20 protein-coding genes and 2 tRNA genes are annotated in these 25,188 nt (G+C 57.2%); 3 read left to right on the top strand and 19 right to left on the bottom strand.

The features are described 5' to 3' along the window. Nucleotides 1-47: 47 nt before the first annotated feature. The 3 genes from BJN45_RS06810 to BJN45_RS06800 all read right to left on the bottom strand — a co-directional run bounded on the left by BJN45_RS06810 (nt 48) and on the right by BJN45_RS06800 (nt 3,999). Nucleotides 48-554, bottom strand: coding sequence for a hypothetical protein (locus BJN45_RS06810; protein ID WP_076093349.1), 507 nt, complete (start codon nt 552-554; stop codon nt 48-50). Between the two features lie 174 nt (nt 555-728). Continuing rightward, entirely contained in the window at nt 729-2,798 is a 2,070-nt protein-coding gene (locus BJN45_RS06805) for an EAL domain-containing response regulator (protein WP_076093347.1), read from the bottom strand. Nucleotides 2,799-2,805: 7 nt separating this feature from the next. Further along, entirely contained in the window at nt 2,806-3,999 is a 1,194-nt protein-coding gene (locus BJN45_RS06800; RefSeq protein WP_076093345.1) for a transglycosylase SLT domain-containing protein, read from the bottom strand. A 247-nt stretch (nt 4,000-4,246) separates the two neighbouring features. On the opposite strand from BJN45_RS06800, the gene BJN45_RS06795 reads away from it, so the two are divergent. Further along, on the top strand, nt 4,247-4,936 hold the full coding sequence (locus tag BJN45_RS06795) for a transglutaminase-like cysteine peptidase (protein WP_076093343.1): 690 nt from the start codon (nt 4,247-4,249) through the stop codon (nt 4,934-4,936). Nucleotides 4,937-4,943: 7 nt separating this feature from the next. Here the strand turns inward: BJN45_RS06795 and BJN45_RS06790 are convergent, their stop codons facing one another. The 8 genes from BJN45_RS06790 to BJN45_RS06755 form a co-directional block, all read right to left on the bottom strand. Continuing rightward, nucleotides 4,944-5,603, bottom strand: coding sequence for a hypothetical protein (locus BJN45_RS06790; protein ID WP_076093341.1), 660 nt, complete (start codon nt 5,601-5,603; stop codon nt 4,944-4,946). Further along, nucleotides 5,596-6,321, bottom strand: coding sequence for a tyrosine-protein phosphatase (locus tag BJN45_RS06785; RefSeq protein ID WP_076093339.1), 726 nt, complete (start codon nt 6,319-6,321; stop codon nt 5,596-5,598). Before BJN45_RS06785 ends, BJN45_RS06790 begins: the two co-directional genes overlap by 8 nt. Before the next feature lie 29 nt (nt 6,322-6,350). Further along, nucleotides 6,351-8,597, bottom strand: a complete 2,247-nt coding sequence (locus tag BJN45_RS06780) for a GumC family protein (RefSeq protein ID WP_076094174.1) — start codon at nt 8,595-8,597, stop codon at nt 6,351-6,353. 67 nt (nt 8,598-8,664) lie between these two features. Further along, the gene (locus tag BJN45_RS06775) at nt 8,665-9,213 is read right to left on the bottom strand and encodes a polysaccharide biosynthesis/export family protein (RefSeq protein WP_205750553.1); all 549 of its coding nucleotides are present in this window, start codon (nt 9,211-9,213) and stop codon (nt 8,665-8,667) included. Between the two features lie 53 nt (nt 9,214-9,266). Then, complete coding sequence (locus tag BJN45_RS06770) at nt 9,267-10,685, bottom strand: outer membrane beta-barrel protein (RefSeq protein ID WP_240494526.1); 1,419 nt, start codon at nt 10,683-10,685, stop codon at nt 9,267-9,269. 264 nt (nt 10,686-10,949) lie between these two features. After that, nucleotides 10,950-11,960 (bottom strand): UDP-glucose 4-epimerase GalE, encoded by a 1,011-nt coding sequence (gene galE / locus BJN45_RS06765; protein WP_076093332.1) that lies wholly within the window; start codon nt 11,958-11,960, stop codon nt 10,950-10,952. Between the two features lie 67 nt (nt 11,961-12,027). Beyond that, nucleotides 12,028-14,634, bottom strand: coding sequence for a hybrid sensor histidine kinase/response regulator (locus tag BJN45_RS06760; protein ID WP_083650953.1), 2,607 nt, complete (start codon nt 14,632-14,634; stop codon nt 12,028-12,030). A gap of 74 nt (nt 14,635-14,708) precedes the next feature. Next, a complete protein-coding gene (locus tag BJN45_RS06755) occupies nt 14,709-15,341 on the bottom strand; it encodes an arylesterase (protein ID WP_076093328.1) in 633 nt (210 codons plus the stop codon). Nucleotides 15,342-15,400: 59 nt separating this feature from the next. On the opposite strand from BJN45_RS06755, the gene BJN45_RS06750 reads away from it, so the two are divergent. Continuing rightward, a complete protein-coding gene (locus tag BJN45_RS06750; RefSeq protein ID WP_076093326.1) occupies nt 15,401-16,105 on the top strand; it encodes a hypothetical protein in 705 nt (234 codons plus the stop codon). A gap of 33 nt (nt 16,106-16,138) precedes the next feature. Here BJN45_RS06750 and BJN45_RS06745 read toward each other — a convergent pair. Both BJN45_RS06745 and BJN45_RS06740 read right to left on the bottom strand, forming a co-directional pair. Beyond that, a tRNA-Arg gene (locus BJN45_RS06745) sits at nt 16,139-16,215 on the bottom strand. A 34-nt stretch (nt 16,216-16,249) separates the two neighbouring features. Next, a tRNA-Pro gene (locus BJN45_RS06740) sits at nt 16,250-16,326 on the bottom strand. A 166-nt stretch (nt 16,327-16,492) separates the two neighbouring features. Here BJN45_RS06740 and dksA point away from each other — a divergent pair. Continuing rightward, on the top strand, nt 16,493-16,918 hold the full coding sequence (dksA, locus tag BJN45_RS06735) for an RNA polymerase-binding protein DksA (protein ID WP_076093324.1): 426 nt from the start codon (nt 16,493-16,495) through the stop codon (nt 16,916-16,918). Nucleotides 16,919-17,008: 90 nt separating this feature from the next. On the opposite strand, the gene pnp is transcribed toward dksA, so the two are convergent. The 6 genes from pnp to nusA all read right to left on the bottom strand — a co-directional run bounded on the left by pnp (nt 17,009) and on the right by nusA (nt 25,181). Beyond that, nucleotides 17,009-19,135 carry a polyribonucleotide nucleotidyltransferase gene (gene pnp / locus BJN45_RS06730; protein WP_076093322.1) on the bottom strand — a complete coding sequence of 709 codons (2,127 nt, stop codon included), beginning with the start codon at nt 19,133-19,135 and terminating at the stop codon, nt 17,009-17,011. A gap of 133 nt (nt 19,136-19,268) precedes the next feature. Then, a complete protein-coding gene (rpsO, locus tag BJN45_RS06725; RefSeq protein ID WP_076093320.1) occupies nt 19,269-19,538 on the bottom strand; it encodes a 30S ribosomal protein S15 in 270 nt (89 codons plus the stop codon). Nucleotides 19,539-19,642: 104 nt separating this feature from the next. Beyond that, nucleotides 19,643-20,548: a tRNA pseudouridine(55) synthase TruB gene (gene truB / locus BJN45_RS06720; protein WP_076093317.1), complete on the bottom strand. Its 906-nt coding sequence runs from the start codon at nt 20,546-20,548 to the stop codon at nt 19,643-19,645. Nucleotides 20,549-20,555: 7 nt separating this feature from the next. Then, nucleotides 20,556-20,936 carry a 30S ribosome-binding factor RbfA gene (gene rbfA / locus BJN45_RS06715; RefSeq protein ID WP_076093315.1) on the bottom strand — a complete coding sequence of 127 codons (381 nt, stop codon included), beginning with the start codon at nt 20,934-20,936 and terminating at the stop codon, nt 20,556-20,558. Then, the gene (infB, locus tag BJN45_RS06710) at nt 20,936-23,692 is read right to left on the bottom strand and encodes a translation initiation factor IF-2 (protein ID WP_076093314.1); all 2,757 of its coding nucleotides are present in this window, start codon (nt 23,690-23,692) and stop codon (nt 20,936-20,938) included. The genes rbfA and infB overlap by 1 nt, the downstream gene beginning before the upstream one ends. A gap of 16 nt (nt 23,693-23,708) precedes the next feature. Beyond that, complete coding sequence (gene nusA, locus BJN45_RS06705; protein WP_076093312.1) at nt 23,709-25,181, bottom strand: transcription termination factor NusA; 1,473 nt, start codon at nt 25,179-25,181, stop codon at nt 23,709-23,711. Nucleotides 25,182-25,188 lie beyond the last annotated feature (7 nt).

Genomic DNA, 25,188 nt, shown 5'->3' with positions numbered 1-25,188 from the left:
CAAAAAAAAAGGCAGCCTGCGGCTGCCATTTTCAGGAAAAAGGTAAATCAGGAGCCGCTGACGCTACCAGGCGTGGTACCGCCACCGCCACCGCCACCCGAAAAGGTCGGGCTAGGCGAGGTGCCAAAATTTCCCGGACCACCGGCAATCCCCTGCCCGCCAGCATCACCGGCACCTGCTGCAGTTGCTTCGGTCAATGTCGTCGGATCAGCCCCACCGGCAATTGCGCATGAAATCATTTCGCTGGCCTTGGCGCCATTTGCAGCAGCAGCCTTGATGACGTCATTTGCATCGTAGCCGGCAGCCACGGTTGCCGTCACCACATCACAAGCCACCTGCCCCTGGCTGATCAGGGACGAAACCAGCAAACCCGATGCAACACCAGCAGTCTTTGCATTCCCGGAAATACTCGAAAGCGTGTCATTGCGCTTGAGGCTGGTCATGACCTCGTTGTCAATCTGGCTGAGGGACATGCCGGGAGCGAACGCAGCAACAGCTGCAAAACTGGACAGGGTGAATCCGGCCACAGCTGCAATTCTGGTAACGGTCTTCATGCGAACCTCGACACAATTGAATATGTCTTCAGGGTAACACCCAAGCACCCGATCGTCAACAACAAAACATCATAATTTTCAGCAAAAACACTTTGAATACAAAGGATTTCATCATGCGAAACCATTGCACCAGATGATCCGCACAACCGGCGACGCCCTCCCCGCACGGATTCCTCACAAAGCACTACCGAACAAGTCCTTCTGCATTCCTGAACGATTGCGCCATTCATCAAAACTGATCGGCCGACCAAACAGATATCCCTGCGCAGCATCACAACCGATGTCACGAAGTATCTCGAGTTGCGCCTGGGTTTCCACCCCCTCGGCAACCGCACGGACACCAAGACGCTGTGCAAACGCGACGAGTGCAGCCACCAGTTCCCGCATTTGCGGATTGTGGACAATTTCACCGGTGAAGGAACGGTCTATCTTTATGGAACTCATGGGCAACTGGCTCAGAAGGCTGAACGAGCAGTAACCGGCGCCGAAATCATCCAGAGAGAACTTGCATCCTGACTCCGCCAGTCGCAACAAGGTCTTCATTGCCCTTTCATTGCCGGTCAATGCAGCCTCGGTGCACTCGAAAGTAATGCGCGTGGTCGGAACTCCTGCGTGCCCCAGAGTGTCGAGCAGATGCGAAACAGCATCGGGTGCCGACAACTGTCGCGCAGAAAGATCAATCACCAGCCCCAGATCACCATTGATCGAGGTCAATTCACTTGCCGCCTGTCCCAGGGCCTTGCGCCCAAGTTCCGGCATGATCCCGATTTCCTCGGCAATTTCAAGAAACCGTCCGGCATCAAGCAAACCGAACTCGGGGTGCTGAAACCTCAGCAAAGCCTCGATATATTCTGCCTTCCCGGTCAATAATGAAACCTCGGGAAGATATCTGAGAGTGTACCGCCAGTTATCCAGCCCAGCCCGCAACTCGCGCTCCATGTCGAGCCTGCCCCGAAAACCCGGCTGTGATTTCGAACAAAAGAAACGGAACCGCCCCCGACCATCAGCCTTGGCTTCGTATAGCGCCACGTCGGCAGCAGCGAGAAGTTCATCAGGCTCCTCCGCATCATCCGGATAGATTGCCACACCGATACTGGCATCAATTTGCAGGCCGAAAGAATTGAAAGTTATTGTTTTCGAAATTTCCGCAAGCAATTTTTGGCAAATATTACCCACCCCCTCCGGATAATCATTCTGTTCAACAATCAGAACAAACTCATCTCCACCGCGTCGACTGACCGTATCGCTCAGACGCAACGCCTGAACCATGCGCGCAGCCGAGACCCGCAACACCTCGTCGCCAGCCGCGTGACCCCAGGTATCGTTGATATGTTTGAAATGATCGAGATCGAGGTAAAGCACGGCCAGCTTGTGGCGATAACGCCGCGCCCTGGCAATCGATCGTTGGAGGCGGTCCAGAAAAAGAACCCTGTTCGGCAGTCCCGTAAGACTGTCAATATGGGCCAAGCGCCTTATCCGTTCTTCTTCCCGCTTGCGTTCGGTAATATCGGAGACAAGTCCGACGTAGCGCCTTGGCGTTCCCACGTCACCATCGACGGCAGCTATTGACAGCCATTGTTCATAGAGGCTGCCATCCTTGCGTCGATTGGTAAGCTCTCCTTCCCATCGGCCATGAGTCAGCAGCGTTTCCCACATGGAACGATAAAAATCGGGGCCATGGATACCTGAAGACAGTACGCTCGTCCGCTGCCCAACCACTTCATTGGGACGATAACCGGTTAACAGGGAAAAAGCCGGGTTGACCGCAAGAATTCGCGCCCGATCATCGGTGATGAGAATACCCTCGTTGGCCACTTCAAACACCATGCTGGCCATTTTCAGGTCAAGAACTCGCTGACGATCACGCATGCAGCGGGTCAGCAAATCAATCAGCAGAATGCGATCAATCGGCTTGACGATATGCGCGTCAATCCCGAGGTGAATTATCCGGTGAAGAAAATCGATTTCGGCAGAGTCGGAAATGACCATGATCACTGCGTCCGGATCCAGCGCGCGAATCCTCTCGCTCATCACCAGACCATCGAAATCCGAAAGGCTGAACCCCGTCAGTACGATATCCGGCTCATCCCTGCACCACCGATCCAGCCCACTTTCGCCGTCCCTCGCCAGAATAATTTCCTGAACGTGCGGAGAGAGCAAACTCTTCAGAGTATGGAGCAGAACCTCGTCGCTTTCGACAACGAGGACGCGGGCAAGCGAAAGCAGCTTCAGCGACTCTGTCATTCGGCGCTCATCGACGCGGCAAGCCATTGATCGTAGACGGTGGCACTACCCGCGCATCATCGCCGATGCAGGACTGCAGGACCATGCACTCCGACGACGCCCGGGTCAGCAGAACAGCACGTTGAGCCTGAGCGGAATCAATACCGCCATGACGTCCAGCGGGCAGCAAAAGGGTGGAGCCGATTTCGTAATAGTGTCCTTCCGGTAGCGGATTGGCCTGCAGCACGACATTCAGGGGCAATTTGTTTCGCTGCGCTATTTCCGCAGGCGTTGCCGCGCGGGTAATCCGGAGCATTCGCCAGGTCACCCAGGGGCCAGCATGCCTTGGCATGTTCTCAGCAAGCTGCACAGCCGCCTGGTGAGGCAACAACAAGCGGATATTGTGTCGCCCGAGGATCACTGGCGCACTCAGCGAGGGATTCAATTTCAGCAAGGACTCGGAACGCAGGCCGGACAGCTTCGCCAGCAGAGCAACATCGATATCACGATGGACTTCAACGACTGTGTACTGTGGTGCATTTTCCAGCGCGGGAAGCACAACCTTGTAGCCCCCCGGATTTGCGATCAGCTTTCGGATGGCGAGGATACGAGGAACGTAATCGCGTGTTTCCTGCGGAAGAAAGCTGGCGATGTCACGAAAATCCGGCTCTTTCACCCCCCGTCGCTTCGCTCGCTCAAGTTCATTTTGAACACGTCGTTCACCGCAGTTATATGCGGCCAGTGCCAGGGGCCAGTTCTCAAACATCGCATGCAGCGCTTCCAGATAATCCAGTGCAGCCCGTGTCGACGAAACAAGGTTACGCCGATCATCGCGAAACCTGTCAATCCCGATTGCGTAATTTTTGGCCGTGCTTTCGATGAACTGCCAGGCACCATGGGCCTCAGCGTGTGAAGCAGCCTGCAAAGAATAGCCAGATTCCACGAATGGAACCAGCACCAGTTCCATTGGCAAGGCCCGTTGTTCGACCGAATCAACGACGTAATAAAGGAAACCACCTGAACGTTCTGCGATACGCTCAACCAGTCCCGAGGATGCAAAACGCTTTGCAATGCGTTCCACGGCGGGATCGGCATCCATTTCGCCGACACCCAGACCGGCGCGGATACGAGCCCATATATCGGCATACTGCGTCACCTGCACCCCCTCGGTGGCGAGCAAACCATCCGGCTCGATCTCGAGTTCGGGAATGTTCTGCGCCACAGGTGTTTCCTCAACCTCTTCGTAGGGAGCATCGAATACGGACGCACAACCACAAAGGAGAAGTGGCAGGAAACAGACGAGCAATGGGCGATGAATTTTTATCAAGAGCAGACCGATACCGATGGCATGTTGAATAACCTTTCGACTTTACCCTTGAATCCTGGATAAACAAATACAACCAAGGTCATAGGGCACTTTTTCCTTGCTCTGCCTGTACAATGCAAAAATTCAAAGTACATGTGCGTAAATGCAGTTTCCGAGCGCCCGGCGCAAATACATCGCCTCTGCAATTCTCCTGCTCGTCATCGCCGCACCGGTGACGGCGAGCCTTGTGGCATTCTCGGAAAACCTCCTCAAATACGTCTCGCGGACCTTCTCCCCGGACGCGCCAAAGCGACTGATGATCTGGCAAAAGCTGGTCAACGACATGCGCAATGCTGAAGCAAATGGCGCAATACAGCGCGAGAGCAAAGCCGAATCATTGACCCTCCGCAAGATCAACAGTTTTTTCAATCAGATCCCGTACTACAGCGACAGCAGACACTGGCGCCAGGAAGATTACTGGGCCACACCTGTTGAAATGCTTTCTTCATACGGCGGTGACTGTGAGGATTACTCGATTGCCAAATACCTTTCGCTGAAGGAACTTGGCATCCCGATCGAACGGTTGCGAATTACTTATGTACGCGCGAAGGAACTCAACGAGTCGCATATGGTATTGGCGTACTATCCGACACCGGATGCCGAGCCCTTGATCATGGACAATCTGATTCCCGAGTTACGACCAGCATCGCAACGCCCAGACCTAGAACCGGTTTACAGTTTCAATGACGACGATCTCTGGCTGCCAACGGGCGCTTCACGTAAGGGAGGTGCATCCAATGTCCGCCTTTGGCGTGAATTGCTGGAAAAACTGGCCAAAGAGCAACGAATGTAGGAAAAATTCAGCCAGGCAGGTAAGCCAACTCTTCCGGTTGGCCAGCGGCCTCGACGATTTTCCTCAGATCCCCGGCAACGCGACCACGACTCGTGGACAGAATTTCACGGAACGCTGCCCGCCTGGAGTCTCCCGCCTCTTCCCAGCGTCGGAAAACAACCTCGGCCAGACGTATCTGGACACCTGCCTCGCGTTGACCGTATAGAAGCGCCCGGTCAACGGCAATCCAGATTTCCGGCAAATCGGCATTTTTCCTATGCAAGACAAGCGCGATGTTAGCCCAAGCATACGCTGACATTGGACGTCTCGCGACTGCACTTCGATAGGCGACAAGCACTTCATCAAGCATGGCATGCTCAAGCTCCGGCAGGTTGCGCGCAATGTTCGCTCGCAGACCGTAGAGGTAGCCTATCCCTTCAATCAAAACGGGGTCCCCGGGAAGCCAGCGCGCGCCAGAATTCAGGCTGTTCAAAGCTTTGCCGATCTCACCGACTCTCGGAAAACTGGCTGTTTGGCGCTGCCAGGCGTTTATCTGCGAACGCGCCTGCAGCGTCAGAATATCTCCTATAGCGTACCCCGTCGCAATATATATCGATGTCATCATGCCCATGAGCAGCACAACAACCGCCAGGTCAAGCAGGTAATTCCTCTTTATCCGCTCAAGCATTATTCAAACCGAGTATTTCTGCAGGCCGTTCACTGACCATTTTCCAGGCCATCCCCTCTCCAACCAGAGCGGCTGCGGCCTTGAATCCCTCCTGCAACAAGGGAGGACGATGCTGCAGGTTGTGTGCGTCTGTCGCAATGACATGAGCCCAGTTGTTCCGCAGAATCAGATTTGCCACCCGACTGGAAGCTGCACCAAAACGACCGGTGATCGATCCTGCGGTCAACTGCAACCAGCAACCAGATTCCAGAAACGGCACCAAGCGCTCTGGATGCATCATGATTGCCTTGTTGCGCTCAGGATGAGCGATCAAAGGACGAATCTTCATCTGGAGCAGCTTGTCGACAAACTGCTGACTGCCAACAGGCAGTGTCTGGTGTGGAAATTCAAGCAGCATGATGCGATAGCCATCGACGGTACCGAGAAACGGCACCTCGCCTGCCAGCAACAATTCCAGTGATTCAATACCGATACGAACTTCGCCAGCCAGCCTGATTTCCAGGGGCAGCCCTGCCTGGGCAAGCGCTTGCCGGAAAATCTCGAAACGAGGCAACAAGCCAGCGTGATGATTTTCGTAACGCCCGGGATGAATATGCGGCGTCAGGACAGACACCCGGATACCGTCTTCAACAGCTGCACGCGCAAGTGCCAGCGCCTCGTCCAGCGTTTGTGCGCCATCGTCGACACCATGCAGAAAATGGGAATGCAGATCGATCATCCTGCTTGTTGCCCGTTGCTCAGGAGAGTTCAGGTTTTACTGCTTTCTTCGCCATACGCGGGACCATAGCCACCTTCATAGCCAGCCTGTCCGTAACCGTACTTGCCATAACCCGAATAATCACCGTAATACTTTTCCGCCTTGGCCACGTCAAACTGGCTGAGAACAACCCCCAGGATCTGACCACCGGTACGGCGAATGCGTTGTATCCCCTTGCGGGCTATTTGATAGGGAGTCGATTCCGCCTTGGTGACATAAATGGTTCCATCCGCTACTGCAGCAATGACCAATGCGTCGGAAACCAGTTCAACCGGTGGTGAATCGATGATGATCACCTCGAAATGCTTGCCAAGATGTTCCAGGGTGTCCTTGAAGCGCTGGGACAGCAAAAGCTCCAGTGGATTCGGGGGGACGCTACCAGCCGGCATCAGCATCAGCGTCGAACCTTCCACAGGTATCATGCATTCCTGCAGGGTTGCCGAACCAGAAACAAAATTGGAAAGCCCCTTGGCCCCCGGTTGCATCTCCAGCCCCTTGGAAATCGCCGGGCGGCGCATATCGGCATCAATCAGCAACGTTTTTTTGGTATGTGCATGTGCAATCGCCAGATTGATCGAAAAAGTCGTCTTGCCTTCACCAGGGACACTCGAGGTAACCAGCAGGGTCCGACGTGGCAAGTCAATGCCGGATAGCAGGACGCCGGTTCTCGCTGTCCGGATCGCTTCTGCATAGACTGATTTCGGCTGATCCAGGAAAATCCGTGCGGTTTGCGTACGCCCAACCTCTTCCCTGCTAAGTAGCGGCAAAGTTGTCAGAATCGGCTGCTTGAGGCGCAACTCGACGTCTTCGGTGGTTTTCAGGGTATTGTCCAGACGATCGCGCAACAGTGCTGCCAGCATGCCGAGAAAGATGCCAAGAACAAAGGCAATCACGACGATCTGTGCCTTCTTTGGCTTGACCGGCGCCGCCTGCACCACGGCCGGATCAACCACCCGGGCAATGGCGGTTTGCAAATCGCCGGCCACGTTGGTTTCCTTTGTGCGTTTTATGAACATGTCGTACATCTGGCGACTGGCCTCGACTTCACGTTCATAAATGCTGAGTTCCCCTTCCTTGCGGTTAAGTGTCTGAACAGACCCCTTGGCTGAATTCAACACGCCTTCTAGCGTACTTTCCGTTCCCCGTGCCACTTCATACTCGCGAATCACGCTGGCAATGACCGAGTCGACCTGACGGCGCAGATTATCCCTGGCTGACTCCAGCTCACCCTCGGCCTGAACGTAGCGAGGATGCTCTTTGCCATAACGCTGGCTGACTTCGGAAAGCTTGCGTTCAGCTATCCCCTCTGCCCGCTTGGCATCAGCAACAATCGGATTACGCAGCACCGCTGGCAGGGAAGTGAGATCAGCACCCTTCGGGGCCGATTTGATCTGTTTGTAGGAGTTTTCTGCCTCCGCACGTTTCATTCGTGCTTCAACCAGACGCCCCATGACCTCTTCGATCTGGCGACCAGCACCACTCTGCGTGACGCTCTTCAGATCGACGATACCTTCGCGCTCGCGAAATTCCTGCAAGGTTTTTTCGGACTCGTTCAGTTTCTTGCGCAAATCAGTCAATTGATCCTGCAACCAACTGGTAGCCTGACGAGTCAGCCTGAAACGAGCCTCAAGATCATTTTCGATATATACCTCGGCCGCAGCATTCGCCGCACGCGCAGCCAACTCCGCATCGCTCGATTCAAAACTGACCCTGGCCAACTGACTCAGACGGATGGGTTCAACCGAAAGCCGTCTGGAAAAATTGTCGTAGACTGCTTCAGCCAGGAGCTTCTCGGTCCACTCCTTCGGCTCGTCACTGAATCCTATCGATGCGCGCCAGGAATCTCCCTTCGCTCTCGGGTCAAATTCTTCGTGTTCCCATAACTTGAGCTTCCCGATGGTCTTGATCGCCACTTCACGCGACTTGATGATCTCGACCTGGGTCTGAAAGTGTTCGCGATTCTGTGAAATCCCGGAATAGACATCCTCGATTGAAAGCAGGTTTGCCTTGTTCGATTCGATCAATACGGTCGCCGTAGACCGATAAACCGGTGTCATGACAAAAACGATCACTGCTGCCAGCAAAGCAACCACCAGGCCAAACCCGATAATCTGCTTCTTGCGCTTGACGATACTTCGCCAGTATTCAAGCAACTCCAGCTTTTCTTCAAGATCATCCGGATCATGAAGAAAAAGCGACTTGTGGTTTTCGGATTCCGAAGAGGATTGCTGAGTCATGGCGCTCACTTGCGTCACTACCTTATATTTTCAGTGGAATGATTACGAAAGCCGGGAACCCCCGGAATCAGAAGAAGCTCTCGTCGACGGTAAGAATGTCGCCAGGCAAAACAAACGTATTGAGGTCTACCCGTTGTGAACGTTGTGCAGGGTCACTCTCACGAATGATGTATATCTTTGACAGCGATGCGCGCTCCCGGAAGCCTCCAGCCAGCGATGCGGCCTTGCGCACGGTGAGTCCTGGCTGATATGGATAGCCACCAGGCTTTTCGACCATACCGTTGATATAAAACGGACGATATTCCTCGATCGACACCGACACTTTCGGGTTGACCAGATAACGGCCGCGCAGACCGTCTTCCACCGCACGCTCAAGTTCGCCAGTAGTCAATCCGAGGGCACGGACCTCACCCAGGGCAGGCAGCGACAGGGTCCCGGCGTCGGTCAGGCGTACTTTTTCCTTGCTGAGTTCTTCTTCGCCGAGAACCCGGATGTTCAGCACATCGCCGGCATAAAGACGATAGATCGATAAACCTGACGGCAGGATTACCGCCGGCTCCCCAGAAACAAGCGCGGGTACCGACTCGGTCTGTGCCCACGCCATGTTTGACAACATGACCAACGCCAACAAGCAACGAATGAACAACACCGACACAATTTTCCTCACTGTCAAAGAACCGTTTCAAGCGTCAGCATCGTGACATTGCGTCTGAAATCCAGAGTATTGATGCTGGAGTCACGCTTTGTATGACTCCAGCTCACACCGACCCGGAAATTGTTCCCAACCTCGCGATAAACGCCGACCCCGAAATTCCTGGTATTGTCCTCACGGCTGATGCCGTCATAGTCTGCACGTACCATGCCGGCATTGACGTTGGAGGTCATGAACGACCCCCACTTGTGATCCCAGTTCAACGAATACCCACGGTTATCGGTAAAGTTGCCGGCGCCGGTGGAGTCCGAAATATTCTGTTCGGTTTGCAACTTGACGACGGAATAGGTCAGCGGTGACCAGACCAGCGTTGCTTCCCATGTACCAGCCGACGGATCGCGGCGATCCCTACGGTCAAAATCCTTGTAGCCGCGACCCAATTTGACGATGCCTGTCGTCTTGGCGGTCATGTCCCAGGTCACACCTGCCAGCAACTTGCGATAGCGGTTGTCATGCGGCGATGTGTTCAGGGTGTAGTCACTCCAGGTATCACGCATTTCAAATATCAGGGAGGTCTTGGGCATGACACGGAAGAAGAAGCGCCCCGCGACCATCGTCATGTCGACATCCGAGCCCCGCGTACTGAGCCTGTTGTTCGTATAGCGCTTCTGCATCCAGGAAGCCTCGAGTTCGAGGCGACCGGGCGCCTTCGGCGCACCGTAAATGCCGATGACACGGGCAACCGGTGCACGCCAGCGGTCCGGCGAATCACTGGCGCCCGCTCGATCGGTTGAACCACGGGCATCCGAGCGCCGTTGATAACCAACCCCCCAGCCCATGCGGGCGCGGGTGGTGAAATAATTATCGCCAGCCAGCCAGAGATCGTGATGCGTGAAATCGTCTTCGGACGAGCTTTGATACTGCCCGTAATTGCCCGCATAACTCAAGGTGTAACGATCCCCCCGACGCTTGAGTTCGGCAACGGCCTCCGGGCGCAAGACAAACAGGTTGGATGATTTTTCGTTGGTTGAGGTACCGCCGACATTGTCGTTATGGCCGATACCGGCAGTAACGGCCGGATAAACGAATATTCCGTTCTGGAAGCGAATGGCACGCCCCCTGCCGGTACTCGTCAGGATCACCCCTTGCTCGGGGATGCTGGCGCTACCAATGCCTGCACCTGTCAATTCATAGCCTGCGGTGGCCGAGCGCTGTACCGGACCAGTCGATGCGTCGCCGCCGAAAATCTGTGCAGCGGATCCGGAGGCGCTGAGCGAGGGAACGCTCTCGACCGCCTCTCCCCCGGCTTGTGCCAGAAGAATCACGGAATCGTCAGCGGGCAGTGCCCGGACAGACGCATCGGAACCATCAGCTGCCACCACATGCGTGGCACTACCAACTGCAAGAATCAGGGCAATCGCCGAGCGAGTTTGCATCGTGCGCAAGATACACCTCCGGATAGCATTCAAAATGGGCATGACTATCCCATAACGTCAGGCGCGATGATACTCCAGTGACATAGCGCGAGTCCACCGGATGGTGCACTGCAAAAACACCAAAAACCCTTTATTTATCAGCGCAATTCCAGCAAACATGACAGAGCGAAAACCGATGCCATTTTTGCCATATATATTATGCTGAAAAAGGGTTCCTGGTTTTCACCCTGCTTCGAACGTTGCTATCGCTCATGGGGAAAAATGCTACAGGCCTTCAGGATTTCCGGCTTGCCAGCGCCAGGTGTCGGCGCACATTTCCCCGATGCTCCGCTTCGCCCGCCACCCCAGGATTTTTTCTGCGAGAACCGGATCTGCATAGCAACTGGCAATATCACCGGGACGGCGATCAACCAGCCGGTATGGTACCGAGCGACCGGAGGCTTGTTCAAAAGCGCGCACCATATCAAGAACGCTATAGCCCTGCCCGGTTCCAAGATTGACCGTCAGCGTACCCGACGAGCGAGCCAGTTCATCCAATGCCGCCAGATGACCGAGCGCCAGATCAACGACGTGAATGTAATCGCGCACCCCCGTACCGTCCGAAGTCGGATAATCGCTGCCAAAAACCGACAGCTCCGTCCGCCGGCCGAGTGCCACCTGGGCAACAAAAGGCATCAGGTTGTTCGGCACGCCATTCGGGCTCTCTCCGATCAGACCGCTGGCGTGAGCACCGACCGGATTGAAGTAGCGCAGGATTGCAATTCGCCAGGTCGGGTCGGAAAGCGCCAGGTCCCGCAGCATTTCCTCGATCATCAGTTTCGTGCGTCCGTAGGGATTCGTCGCATGCAGCGGAAAATCCTCACGAATCGGCACGGTATGAGGATCGCCATAAACCGTTGCGGAAGAACTGAAAACCAGCCGCCTGACACCGGCTTCCGCCATCACCTGCAACAGATTTGCCGTGCCGGAGACATTGTTGTCGTAATAAGCCAGCGGCTGCGCCACCGACTCCCCTACAGCCTTCAGCCCGGCGAAGTGCACTACTGAGCCGATCCGGTGTTCATTGAATACCGCCTGTAACGCATCCTTGTCGCGAATATCAGCCTTGACGAATCCCGGCCGCTTGCCAGTGATCGATTCGATCCGCTCGAGTACCTTCAGGCTGCTGTTGCAAAGGTTATCCAGAATCAGCACCTGCTCGCCCCGGGCAAGCAGTTCAACCACCGTATGCGAACCAATATAACCCGTACCGCCTGTCACCAGAATCATGGTCATCCTCATAAATTGCTGTTTCCTGCGGTCGACCGCAGGAAACGACATAAAAGAAATTGTCCGATAGCACTCATTGTTCGCGAACGGCCTGCTTCTCCAGCCATCTGAGCAAGGCCTCGAACAGTTGCTCCGGGTGTATCGGCTTGCCGATATGCTCGTTCATGCCAGCCTCGTAGCAAGCCTTGCGGTCTTCGTCATAAGCATTCGCAGTCATCGCCAGAATCGGTGTGTGCATGTTCAGCGAATCAGCACGGATTGCCCGTGTGGCATCGACACCATTGAGATTCGGCATCTGCATGTCCATCAGGATCGCTGCATAGCGGTTGCCTCTGGCCATCGCCACTGCCTCGGCACCATCAACAGCCAGATCGACGACAAGCCCGACATCTTCCAGCAGGCAGCAAGAAACCTCGCTGCTGATCGGTTCATCTTCGACCAGCAGAACCCGACTACCCGAAAATGTCCGGTGCAGAAGCAACTCGATAGATTCATGCCCGATGACATGCGAACTTCCGTCAGGCGATGCCAGTTCCTTACCAAGGCGCACAACGAACCAGAAGGAACTCCCCTCTCCGGGCGCACTCTTGACCCCGATCTCACCTCCCATCAGTTCGACCAGGCGCTTGCTGATCGCCAACCCCAAGCCGGTTCCGCCGTACTTCCGGGTCGTTGAACTGTCGGCCTGTTCAAAGGCCGTAAACAGACGTGGCTGATCCGCCGGAAGGATACCGATCCCCGTATCGGCAACTTCGCAACGCAGCAACAAATCCGATGGATTGTCCTCGAGTATGGCAACGCGTACCGTCACTGAGCCCTGCCCGGTAAATTTGACCGCATTGCCGGCAAGATTGAGCAGCACCTGCCCCAGTCGCAGCGGATCGCCCAACAGGGACTGGTCCGCCAGTCCCTGTGCTGCGTCGATCTGTAGCACAAGTCCCTTTTCCTGCGCCCTGTGACTCAGGAGATCCTCCAGATTATCAAGCACATCCTGGAATCTGAAGGATGTCTCCTCAAGCACCATTCGCTGCGCCTCGATCTTTGAAATATCCAGGATGTCGTTGATCAGTTCAAGCAAATGCCGGGACGACTGCTTGGCTTTCGCCAATTGCTCGCGCCCCTTGGGATCGGTCATTTTCCGCCAGACCAGATCGATCATTCCCATGATGCCGTTCATCGGCGTCCGCAGTTCGTGACTCATGTTGGCCAGGAAGGCACTCTTGGCCCGGCTTGCCTCCTCGGCAGCATCCTTGGCCTGGGCCAGCTGTACGGTCCGTTCAGCGACGAGGGCTTCCAGGTTGTCGCGATGCGACTGCAGTTCGTCCTGAATCCGCTTGAGTTCGGTGACATCCGTAATGCCGCCGATCAAGCCGGCAATGCTGCCATCTGCATGCTGAAAGCTGGCCTTGTGAAAGATCACATGACGAATTTCACCATGGCTCTGAATCACCCAGTCGTAGGTCTGGTTACCCGGATGCTCGAACAGTTCGGCATCCTTTTCGTGATAGCGACGGGCAATCTCCGGCGGCGCCATCTCGAATACCGACTTGCCGATGATTTCGTCACGCGACTTGCCCAGCAAGGCCTCGAAGGCCTGATTGCAACCCAGGTAGCGACCCGCGGTATCCTTGTAAAAAAAAGGCACCGGCGTACTTTCGATCAGTGTATTGAGAAACAACGCCTGATTGCGGATCTGCCACCAGTAACGTCGCAGCATCCAGGCAGCAAAAACGGTGGCAGCGAAGAAAACCAGCAACAGGATGATGGTGTTGCGGATTTCACGCTGCCAATCGGCAAGAAAATCCGCCGGCGCCATGGCCACAGTCAGGACAAACGGTGTGTGCTGAATCTGGCGATAGGCATTGAAGCGCACGATGCCATCAAGCTCCGACTGGAACGTTCCGCTAGCCACTCCAGATGCCAGCAATGCCTTGAAACCGTCGGGAATATCCTTGTAGCCCGGCTGACCGACCTCACCTTCGATCGCCGGATAGCGGGTGAGCAAAGCCTGGTTACGGTGATGGATTGCTGCGACGCCGTGCGTACCCAATTTGAGTGGTGACAACAGGCGCGTGAAATAATCAAGGGTTACGGCAGCGGTCACCACACCGGCAAACGAACCGTCAGGCTTGCGATAGGAGCGGGTGAAGGCAACAACCCAAATTTTCGAAACCCGTCCGAGAACCGGCTCCGCAACAATCAATTGCTGTCCGGGATGCGCCTGATGTTTAGCGAAAAAAGGCCGATCCGCGAGAGAAACCGGAGCTGCCCGGTCAACACCCCGTCCCCAGATCAGTTCCCCCCGCTGGTTGCTGACACGAAAAGCGTCGACCGCAGGATGGCGCTCCAGATGTAACTGGAGAAGACGCTCGATCACTTCGTCGCTGAGCAACGCCTCTTCGGACAGGGACTCCAGGACATCGACGATGCTGAGCAAACCGAGATCGATGCGTTTCACGGAATCGGCAACATTGAGTTCAAGCAACGCCGCAAGATTGCCCGCGTTGCCACGGACCTGATCAATGCTGCGCTCCCGGCTGGCCAGCAGGCTCTGGACACCGACGGTGATCATCACGACATTGAGCACCAGCACACCAATGACCAGCCAGCTCTGGAACCTTGAACCGAGCCGGAACGACGCGGCATGGCCGGAAGATGGAGAAGTGGCGTCTGGCGACATCGTGAAGACCGGAATATCAGGCAATTTGAACGAGATGCCGGATTATGGCATTTCCAATGGCATTCATGCTTGCCTCACCGCGACAAACCAAGCGCCTTCAGGTCTTTCAGGATACCGTCGGCCAGGTAACGATAGCCCTCGGCATTCGGATGAATCCTGTCTGCACAAAGCTCAGGCCGGCCAAGCACATCGGAAAACACCTCGCCGATCACCGGCACCCCTTCCTCTTTACCCAAAGCTTCATAAACAGGAGAGTCCGTGGGTCGTCCGGACACCACCGCCAGCAGCGACAACTCCGGGACACCAACCAGCACAACCTGCGCACCGGCAGCCTTCGCCGCTCTTATCAGCTCCCGGATATCCTCCTTGACCTGCCCCGGCGGCCGCCGTCGCAGGAAATCGTTCCCGCCGATTTCAATGATGACCAATGCCGGCCGGTGTTCATCCAGCAATCCCTGCATCCGCGACTTGCCCGCCTGCGCGGTATCGCCTGGCACGCCGGCGTTGATCACCTGCCAGCCAGTCTGTGCGGCAAGCAAGGCAGGCCAGTCCTCTCCCGCAGCAGCCCCGGTACCGTAAGTCACACTGTCGCCAAAGGCCAGCACACGCTGCCCGGCTGGAACAGCTGCCAGTTTTTCCTCACTGCCGCCACAGGCTACAAGCGCAACAACAAAACACAAGATTCCAAAGAAGCTACGATGTCTCATGATTCAGGCAATCCATATTGATGTGAATGGGGGCGCTTCCCCCCGGAGGCTGACAGACAATGTATTTCACTGACGGAAAAAAGGACAGGCTGCGCAATCAGGCGCGCGGATGCTTGCTGGCCTTGCTGACCAGTCTCACCCCGGCGGTGTTTGCCGCTTGCGCCGAACTGCCGCCCTCTTCCATCAGCGTTGTCCGCCTGGAAAGCCAGCCGACCAGGAACTTCGATTACAGCTACAAGACCCTTCGCAACCTGAGCGAGGACCACACCCGGCGCGATATCGAAGTCCTCGGCTTGACCCGTGGCCTGGCCGTTGCCCGTTTTGAAGTCAAGGGAACGGTGGCAAGAACTCCCGATGAGCGGCAGGAATGCGCCAGCTTTTCACTGCGGCTCGAATATGGCTTCAGTCCACTGACCATCTACGTGAGCAGGGAGTTTCCCCCCGGCAGCTGCGCACACGACGAGATCTACCGCCATGAATTGAGGCACGTCGACACCTACCGGGAGCACGCGAGGAAAATCGAAGCAGAAATCACCGAAGCACTGAAGCGCCGCTTCGAACGCGCCAACCCCTGGCGCAACAGCGCCGGCGAAAGCAGCACAAAACTGCAGAACGAGATAGACGAACGATGGATTCCCTACATCACCCGACTGCTCAACAAGGTCAATATTGAACATCGAGCGATCGACAGCGCTGAAGAGTACGCACGCGTGGCAGCAAGTTGCAACGGGGAAATCAGGCAAAGGATTACGGGCAAGCGCTGAGCAGCAGGAGCAGGTTCAACCGACAGGGTAGCCTGGCGCGCCCGGAGGGACTCGAACCCCCGACCTATTGCTTAGAAGGCAATTGCTCTATCCAGTTGAGCTACGGGCGCAGGAGATGCCACGAAAGTGCCACGAAAAAGGAAATGGTCGGGGCGGTGGGATTCGAACTCACGACCCTCTGCTCCCAAAGCAGATGCGCTACCAGACTGCGCTACGCCCCGACGAAGGTGCGCATTGTATCAGTGCCGACCGCGCTGCACCAGTCATCTTGCGCAATTCGACAAATTTCTCCGCCGCTTACATTGCGCTGCAACAAGGCTTTTCCTTGCCTGACGCACGGCTTTCTGATATTTAATCGGTTTTTTGGTCACTGGAAGCGCTCACAAAATGGCAGAAGAATTGCTTCACAAACATTTCGCACCTTACGAGCCGAAGGCTGGTGAGGAGTACATGAGCAACAAGCAGCTCACGCATTTCCGCAAGATCCTGGAAACGCTGAAGAAGGAACTGAGCGAAGACATCGACCGCACGGTACACACCATGCAGGACGAAGCGACAGTTTTTGCCGACCCCAACGACCGTGCCAGCCAGGAAACCGACATCGCAATCGAACTGCGCAACCGCGACCGCGAGCGCAAGCTGATCAAGAAGATCGAGGAAACGCTGACGCGCATCAACGATGGCGACTACGGCTTCTGCGACAAATGTGGCGTTGAAATCGGCATCAAGCGCCTGGAAGCGCGCCCGACGGCAACGCTGTGCATCGACTGCAAGACGCTCGATGAAATGAAGGAAAGGCAGATGGCGAAATAATTCGTCATTTTCCGGAATCCTGCGGTCGACTGCCTGCAGGAATGAAAAAAGGGCACCTTGCGGTGCCCTTTGCTTTTAGCGTGACAGCGATTACTGCTGTTCTTGCTGGACCGGAGCGGCAGCGGTGCCCTCTTCGGCGGCAACAGCCTTCATCGACAGCTTGACGCGGCCGCGGTCGTCGGTTTCGAGAACCTTGACGCGCACAATCTGGCCTTCCTTGACGTAATCCTCGACCTTGTTGACACGTTCCTGGGCGATCTGCGAGATGTGCAGCAGACCATCCTTGCCCGGCAGCACGGAAACGATCGCACCGAAATCAAGAATCTTCAGCACGGTACCTTCATAGATCTTGCCGATCTCGACTTCCGCCGTGATCGCATCGATGCGCGAACGGGCGGCAGCAGCAGCTTCGCCGCTGGTGGCAGCGATGGTGATCGTGCCGTCATCCTGGATGTCGATCGTGGTGCCGGTTTCTTCGGTCAGCGCACGGATGACGGCGCCGCCCTTGCCGATCACGTCACGGATCTTTTCCGGATTGATCTTGAAGGTGTACAGACGCGGGGCGTAAGCCGACATCTCTTCACGCGGGCCGGCAGCAGCTTCCTGCATCAGGTTCAGGATGTGCAGACGGGCTTCCTGGGCTTGCGCCAGTGCCACCTGCATGATTTCCTTGGTGATGCCCTGGATCTTGATGTCCATCTGCAGCGCGGTGATACCGGCGGTCGTGCCGGCCACCTTGAAGTCCATGTCGCCGAGGTGATCTTCGTCGCCGAGGATGTCGGTCAGCACAGCGAAGCGGTTGCCGTCCTTGATCAGGCCCATGGCGATGCCGGCAACGTGTGCCTTCAGCGGCACGCCGGCGTCGAGCAGCGCCAGACAGCCGCCGCAAACGGAAGCCATCGACGAGGAACCGTTGGATTCGGTGATTTCCGAAACCAGGCGCATCGAGTACGAGAAATCTTCCGGCTTCGGCAGCACCGCCAGCAGCGCGCGCTTGGCCAGACGACCGTGGCCGACTTCGCGACGCTTCGGCGTACCGACGCGACCGCATTCGCCGGTGGCGTACGGGGGCATGTTGTAGTGCAGCATGAAGCGGTCGCGGTATTCACCGGCCAGCGCATCGATGATCTGCTCGTCACGGTTGGTACCGAGCGTGGCAACAGCCAGCGCCTGGGTTTCGCCACGGGTGAACAGGGCCGAACCGTGGGTGCGCGGCAGGACGCCGGAACGCATGGTGATCGGACGCACGGTGCGGGTATTGCGGCCGTCGATACGCGGCGCGCCACTCAGAATGCGGCCACGCACGATGGCGGCTTCGATTTCATGGAACAGGTTGCCGACGGTATTCTCGTCCGGCGCACCTTCACCCTGACACAGGGCGGCGATGGCTTCGGCACGGATTTCCTTGACGGCCTGGCTGCGCGTCTGCTTGACGGTGATGTTGTAGGCTTCTTCGAGCTTGGCAGCGACCAGATCCTTCAGCTTGGCGACCAGGGCTTCGTCCTGGGCCGGCGCTTGCCAGTCCCATTCCGGCTTGCCGGCTTCTTCGACCAGTTCGTTGATGGCGTTGATCGCCTTCTGCATTTCGGTATGACCGAACACGACGGCGCCGAGCATGACATCTTCCGGCAGTTGGTCGGCTTCGGATTCAACCATCAGCACGGCAGCTTCGGTACCGGCAACGACGAGGTCGAGCTGGCTGGTCTTGAGCTGGCTCAGGGTCGGGCACAGGACATACTGGCCGTCGATGTAGCCGACGCGGGCGGCGCCGATCGGGCCGTTGAACGGCACACCGGAGATGGCCAGGGCGGCCGAAGCGCCAATCAGGGCCGGAATGTCGGAATCGACTTCCGGGTTCAGCGACATCACGGTGGCGATGACCTGGACTTCATTGTAGAAACCATCCGGGAACAACGGGCGGATCGGACGATCGATCAGGCGGCAGGTCAGCGTTTCCTTTTCGGAAGGACGGCCTTCGCGCTTGAAGAAGCCACCGGGGATACGGCCGGCAGCGTAAACTTTTTCCTGGTAATCAACGGTCAGCGGGAAGAAGTCCTGGCCCGGCTTGGCATTCTTGGCCGCAACGACAGTAACCAGAACAACGGTTTCTTCCATGGAAACGAGGACGGCACCGCCAGCCTGGCGGGCGATTTCGCCGGTCTCGATGGTGACCTGATGGTCGCCATAGGCGAAGGTTTTTTTCACGACATTAAACATATCTTCCTTTCACTCTCATCACAATTAACAACAATAACAATAGCTTGCATGACAACAAAGAACAACGGTACGACTGAAAAACAAAAAAGCGGCCGGGAAGAATCCGGGCCGCTTTTCGTGGCTGCTGCCGCGCTTACTTGCGCAGGCCGAGCTTGGTGATCAGGGCGCGGTAACGCTCGACGTTCTTGCCCTTCAGGTAGTCCAGCAGCTTGCGACGCTGGGACACGAGGTGCAACAGACCACGACGGGAGTGGTGATCCTTGACGTGTTCCTTGAAGTGCGGCATCAGATCATTGATGCGGGCGGTCAGCAGGGCAACCTGGACTTCCGGGGAGCCGGTGTCGCCCTTGGACTGTGCGTATTCGGCAACGATGCTTGCCTTCTGTTCGGTAGTAACGGACATTTCAAAACCCTCTTTCGTTAAAACGACGCAGCCCCGGTTTGATAGAGCGAACGCCAATTGGAAAATTTTTCCGACGACATCGGAAAGCGGCGGATTGTATCAGTTTACAGCGCCAACTGCACCAGTCTTTTCGGCCACAGACGCCCACCAGAGCCCGGCTCACCAACACCGATCAGGACGTCATCTGCATAGACCCGGATCTTGCCGGCAAAACCGGTCGGCAGATCGACCGGATTGCCATGGCGGAAACGCTGCTCCGCCTCGCCGGCGACATCCAGACGCGGCAGACTCTGCAACAGTGCATCGACCGGCCGCAGGCAGGCCGTACGGGCACCCTCCTCGATCGCGTCGATCTGCGCCAGCGTCAGCGCCCCGTCGAGCACCAGATCGCCGACCCGGGTCCGCCGCAACGCGGTCAGGTGCGCCCCGCAACCGAGCGCTGCCCCGATATCGGCCGCCAGCACCCGGATATAGGTACCCTTGCTGCAACTGACGGAGATACGCAGGCGGTCGCCGGCAAATTCAAGCAATTCGATCGAATGAATGGTCACCGGCCGCGCCTCGCGCTCGACAACGATGCCCTGGCGCGCCAGTTCGTAGAGCGGGCGACCATCGCGCTTGAGTGCCGAGTGCATCGGTGGCACCTGCAGGATGTTTCCGGTCAACGCCTGCAAAACGGGGAAAATGTCGCTTTCACGGACGTTGACCGCAGCAGTGGCAATCACCGCGCCTTCGGCGTCACCGGAATCGGTGACGACCCCCAGCTTGAGTTCGGCCTCGTAGGTCTTGTCGGCATCGAGCAGATCGGCGGAGAACTTCGTCGCCTCGCCGAAGCACAGCGGCAGCAGGCCGGTCGCCAGCGGATCGAGGGTACCGGTATGGCCGCCCTTCGCCGCCGAGAACAGGCGACGCGCCTTTTGCAGCGCGTCGTTGGAACTCATGCCCAGGGATTTGTCGAGCAGCAGCACACCATCAACCTGCTTCCAGGTTTTCTTGACCCTCGGCTCCATCGGCGCCTCAGTCTTCCGGCGTCTGGTCGCTGATGGCGTTGGCCTGCTGGATCAGCGCCGTCATGCTCGCGCCGTATTCGAGCGAACTGTCATAGATGAAATGCAGTTCCGGCAAGGTGTGAATGTGGATGCGCCGCCCCAGTTCGCGCCGCAGGAAACCCGCAGAGCGCTTCAGCCCCTGCTCGATCTCGGGCAGGTGCTCGGAATTGAGCGTCGTGAAGTACACCTTGGCGTGCGCGTAATCCGGCGTCAGCTCGACCGCAGTCAGACTGATCATGCCAACGCGCGGATCCTTGAGTTCCGTACGGATCAGGTCGGCCAGATCGCGGCGTACCTGCTCCGCGACCCGGTCTCCCCGTTGAAAGCCTCGTGTCTGCTGCTTCTTCATTACAGCGAACGTGCCACTTCCTGGATTTCGTACACTTCGAGCTGATCGCCTTCCTGGATGTCATTGTTGCCACGCAGCGACAGACCGCACTCGAAATTGGAACGCACTTCCTTGACGTCGTCTTTGAAGCGCTTGAGCGAATCGAGCTCGCCATCCCACTGTACGACGTTGTTGCGCAGCAGACGGACACGCGAATTGCGCTTGATGAAGCCTTCCAGCACATAACAGCCAGCAATATTACCCACCTTCGAAACGGTGATGACCTGGCGAATCTCGACCATGCCGGTAATCTGCTCACGCTTCTCCGGCGCCAACATGCCGGTCAGGGCTGCCTTGACCTCGTCGACCGCGTCGTAAATCACGTTGTAGTAACGGATGTCGACCCCGAAGCTCTCGGCCAGCTTGCGCGAACCGGCATCGGCACGGATGTTGAAGCCGATGATGACGGCACCCGAGGCTTGCGCCAGGTTGACGTCGGATTCGCTGATCGCGCCGACCGCGCCGTGAATGATCTGGACACGGACTTCCTCGTTGGACAGCTTGGCCAGGGTCTGCACCAGGGCTTCCTGCGAACCTTGCACGTCGGCCTTGACGATCAGCGGCAGGGTCTTGACTGCGCCCTCTTCCATCTGCTGGAACATGTTTTCCAGCTTGGCCGCCTGCTGCTTGGCCAGCTTGACGTCGCGGAACTTGCCCTGACGGAACAAGGCGATTTCCCGTGCCTTCTTTTCGTCAGCCAGCACAATGGCTTCTTCGCCAGCTGCCGGCACATCCGACAGACCGAGGATTTCCACCGGGATCGACGGACCTGCCTCGTTGATCGGCTTGCCGTTTTCGTCGAGCATCGCCCGGACACGACCAAAGACCTGGCCGGCCAGCACGATGTCGCCACGTTTCAGGGTGCCGGTCTGGACCAGCATCGTTGCCACCGCACCACGCCCCTTGTCGAGACGCGCTTCGATGATCAGCCCCTTGGCCGGTGCATCCTTCTGCGCCGTCAGTTCCAGCACTTCAGCCTGCAACAGCACCTGCTCGAGCAACTCGTCGATGCCGGTACCCTTCTTGGCCGAAACACCAACGAAAGGTGAATCGCCGCCGTACTCTTCCGGAATGACGCCTTCGGCAACCAGTTCCTGCTTGACGCGGTCCAGGTTGGCATCCGGCTTGTCGATCTTGTTCACCGCGACCACCAGCGGCACACCGGCCGCCTTGGCGTGGTGGATCGCTTCCTTGGTCTGCGGCATCACGCCGTCGTCAGCCGCCACCACCAGGATAACGATGTCGGTTGCCTTGGCACCACGGGCACGCATGGCGGTAAACGCTTCGTGACCCGGTGTATCGAGGAAGGTGATCATGCCGCGTTCGGTTTCGACGTGGTAGGCACCGATGTGCTGGGTAATGCCGCCGGCTTCGCCGGAAGCCACCTTGGCACGACGGATGTAGTCGAGCAGCGAGGTCTTGCCGTGGTCGACGTGACCCATGACGGTCACCACCGGCGCACGGTGCTCAAGCGGCACGTCCTTGTGCTCGGCGTGATCCTCGAGGAAGGCGTCCGGATCATCCAGCTTGGCAGCAAATGCCTTGTGGCCCATTTCCTCGACGACGATCATCGCCGTTTCCTGGTCCAGCACCTGGTTGATGGTGACCATCGAACCCATCTTCATCATGACCTTGATGATTTCGATGGCTTTCACTGCCATCTTGTGCGCCAGGTCAGAGACGGAAATGGTTTCCGGAATATGCACTTCGCGGCTGACCGGCTCGGTCGGCGCCTGGAAGCTGCCCTGCCCGTCATCGGACTTGTGCGACTTCTTGTGACCGTGGCGATTATCCTTCCAGCCACTGCCGCTGTCAGAACCGCGGGTCTTGATACCGCTCTTCTTCTTGCCATCATCGGAAGCACGACCGCCCTTGTCGCCCTTCTTGGCAGCACCCGGTGCGTCAGGCTTCTTGTGCAGCGTACCCTTCTCACCTTCGTTGGTACGCGCCTGCGCCGCCGCCTGTTGCTTGGCCTCTTCGGCAAGCTTGGCTGCCGCGGCAGCCGCTTCGGCCTGCTGGCGCATCTGCGAAAGACGGGCTTCGCGCGCCTGCTTTTCCTTGAGCTCGCGCTCCTGGATTTCACGCAGACGATTGGAACGACGAGCCTCTTCCTCGCGGTTCTTGAGTTCTTTTTCACCGATGATCGATGCCCGGTCCAGCGTACGGCGGACAGGTGCGGGCGCGCTGGCCTCAACGGCTTCCGCTGCGGCCTCGACAACCGGTTCGGGTTCAGGTTCCGGCACGATTTCCGGCTCCGGCTCGGGTTCCGGCTCAATTTCGACCACCGGCTCCGGCACTTCCTCGATCACCGGCTCGGGAGCGACATCGGCGACAGCCTCGGCCTGAATATCCAGCACCTGATCGATCACCTCGGACTCTTCGTGCTCATCGTCGGCTGCATCCGGCAGATGCTCAGCAACATCGCGCTTGACCAGCACGCGCTTCTTGCGCACTTCGACCTGGACGGTACGGGCACGACCATGCGAATCGGTCGCCTTGATTTCCGAAGTCTGCTTGCGCATCAGGGTGATCTTGGTCTTGGGATGATCCTCACCGTGCGAACGGCGCAGGTAATCAAGCAGACTGGTCTTGTCCTGATCGGACAGGGAATCGTTACCGCCTGACTTGCCGACACCGGCACGGCCCAATTGCTCGAGCAGTGCCTCGACCGGCATTTTCAGTTCAACGGCAAATTGTGAAACAGTTGTTGCGGACATACTTCCTACCTCCTGCTCACTCGAACCAGTGAGCTCGTGCCTTGAGAATGATTTCCTTGGCACGCTCTTCGTCAATGCCGGTCATTTCCGTCAGTTCATCAACCGCCAGTTCGGCGAGATCATCGCGCGTCTTGACATCGTGTTCGGCCAGTTTGGCGGCCAGTTCCTTGGTCATCCCCTCAAGACCAATCAGGTCTTCGGACACACTCTCAAGTTTTTCCTCGGTGGCAATGGCTTCCGTCAGCAACACATTACGGGCGCGATTGCGCAATTCGTTGACGATACCCTCGTCCAGACCTTCGATTTCCAGCATTTCGGCGAGCGGTACGTAAGCGACTTCTTCCAGCGTCGAGAAACCTTCCTCGATCAGCAGATCGGCGAGTTCCTCGTCGATATCCAGCTTTTCCATGAAGGTGACGCGGGTTACTGCGTATTCGGCCTCGGAACGCTTGGCCGATTCGTCCTGGGTCATCAGGTTGATGGTCCAGCCAGTCAGCTCGGAAGCCAGACGAACGTTCTGGCCGCTGCGGCCGATGGCGATCGCCAGGTTGTCTTCGTCAACCACGACATCCATCGCGTGCTTTTCTTCATCGACGACAATCGAGGTGACTTCAGCCGGCGACAGCGCGCCGATGACGAACTGGGCGGGATCGGCAGACCACAGCACGATATCGATGTTCTCACCGCCGATTTCATTACGCACGGCGGTGACACGCGAACCGCGCAGGCCAACGCAGGTACCGATCGGATCGATACGCGGATCATTGGATTTAACGGCAATCTTGGCGCGCATGCCAGGATCGCGGGCACAAGCCTTCAGCTCCATCAGGCCATCTTCGATTTCCGGCACTTCGAGCTCGAACAGCTTGATGACGAATTCCGGCGCAGTGCGCGACAGGATGATCTGCGGACCACGGGCACCGCGATCGATACGCAGCAGATAGGCACGGACCCGGTCGCCGACGCGCAGGTTTTCCTTCGGGATCATCTGGTCGCGCGGCAGCAGCGCTTCGATCTTGCCGGCTTCGATCACGGCATTGCCACGTTCCATACGCTTGATCGTACCGAAAACGACATGTTCCTTGCGGTCGAGGAAGTCAGCCAGGATCTGCTCACGCTCGGCGTCGCGGATTTTCTGCAGGATGACCTGCTTGGCAGCCTGGGCACCGATACGGCCGAAATCGATCGGCTCCAGCGGCTCTTCCAGGTAATCGCCCGGCTCGATGTCCGGATCGTCCTTCTGGGCTTCCGGCAACGGAATCTGGAGGTATTCGTTGACGTATTCGTTCTCCGGCACGACCAGCCAGCGGCGGAAGGTATCGTAATTTCCGGTGGCACGATCGATGACGACACGCACTTCGGCTTCGTCGTGGATACGCTTCTTGGTCGCGGATGCGAGCGCCAGCTCAAGGGCACCGAACACGATTTCCTTGGCGACGTTCTTTTCGCGGGCCAATGCATCGACCAGCAGCAACAGTTCACGGCTCATGGGCTAA

It is taken from the genome of Azonexus hydrophilus, assembly GCF_001956855.1.
GTDB classification, from domain to species: Bacteria; Pseudomonadota; Gammaproteobacteria; order Burkholderiales; family Rhodocyclaceae; genus Azonexus; species Azonexus hydrophilus_A.
Note: the sequence above shows the minus strand (reverse complement) of the source record. Positions and strands in the feature narration are given on the sequence as shown.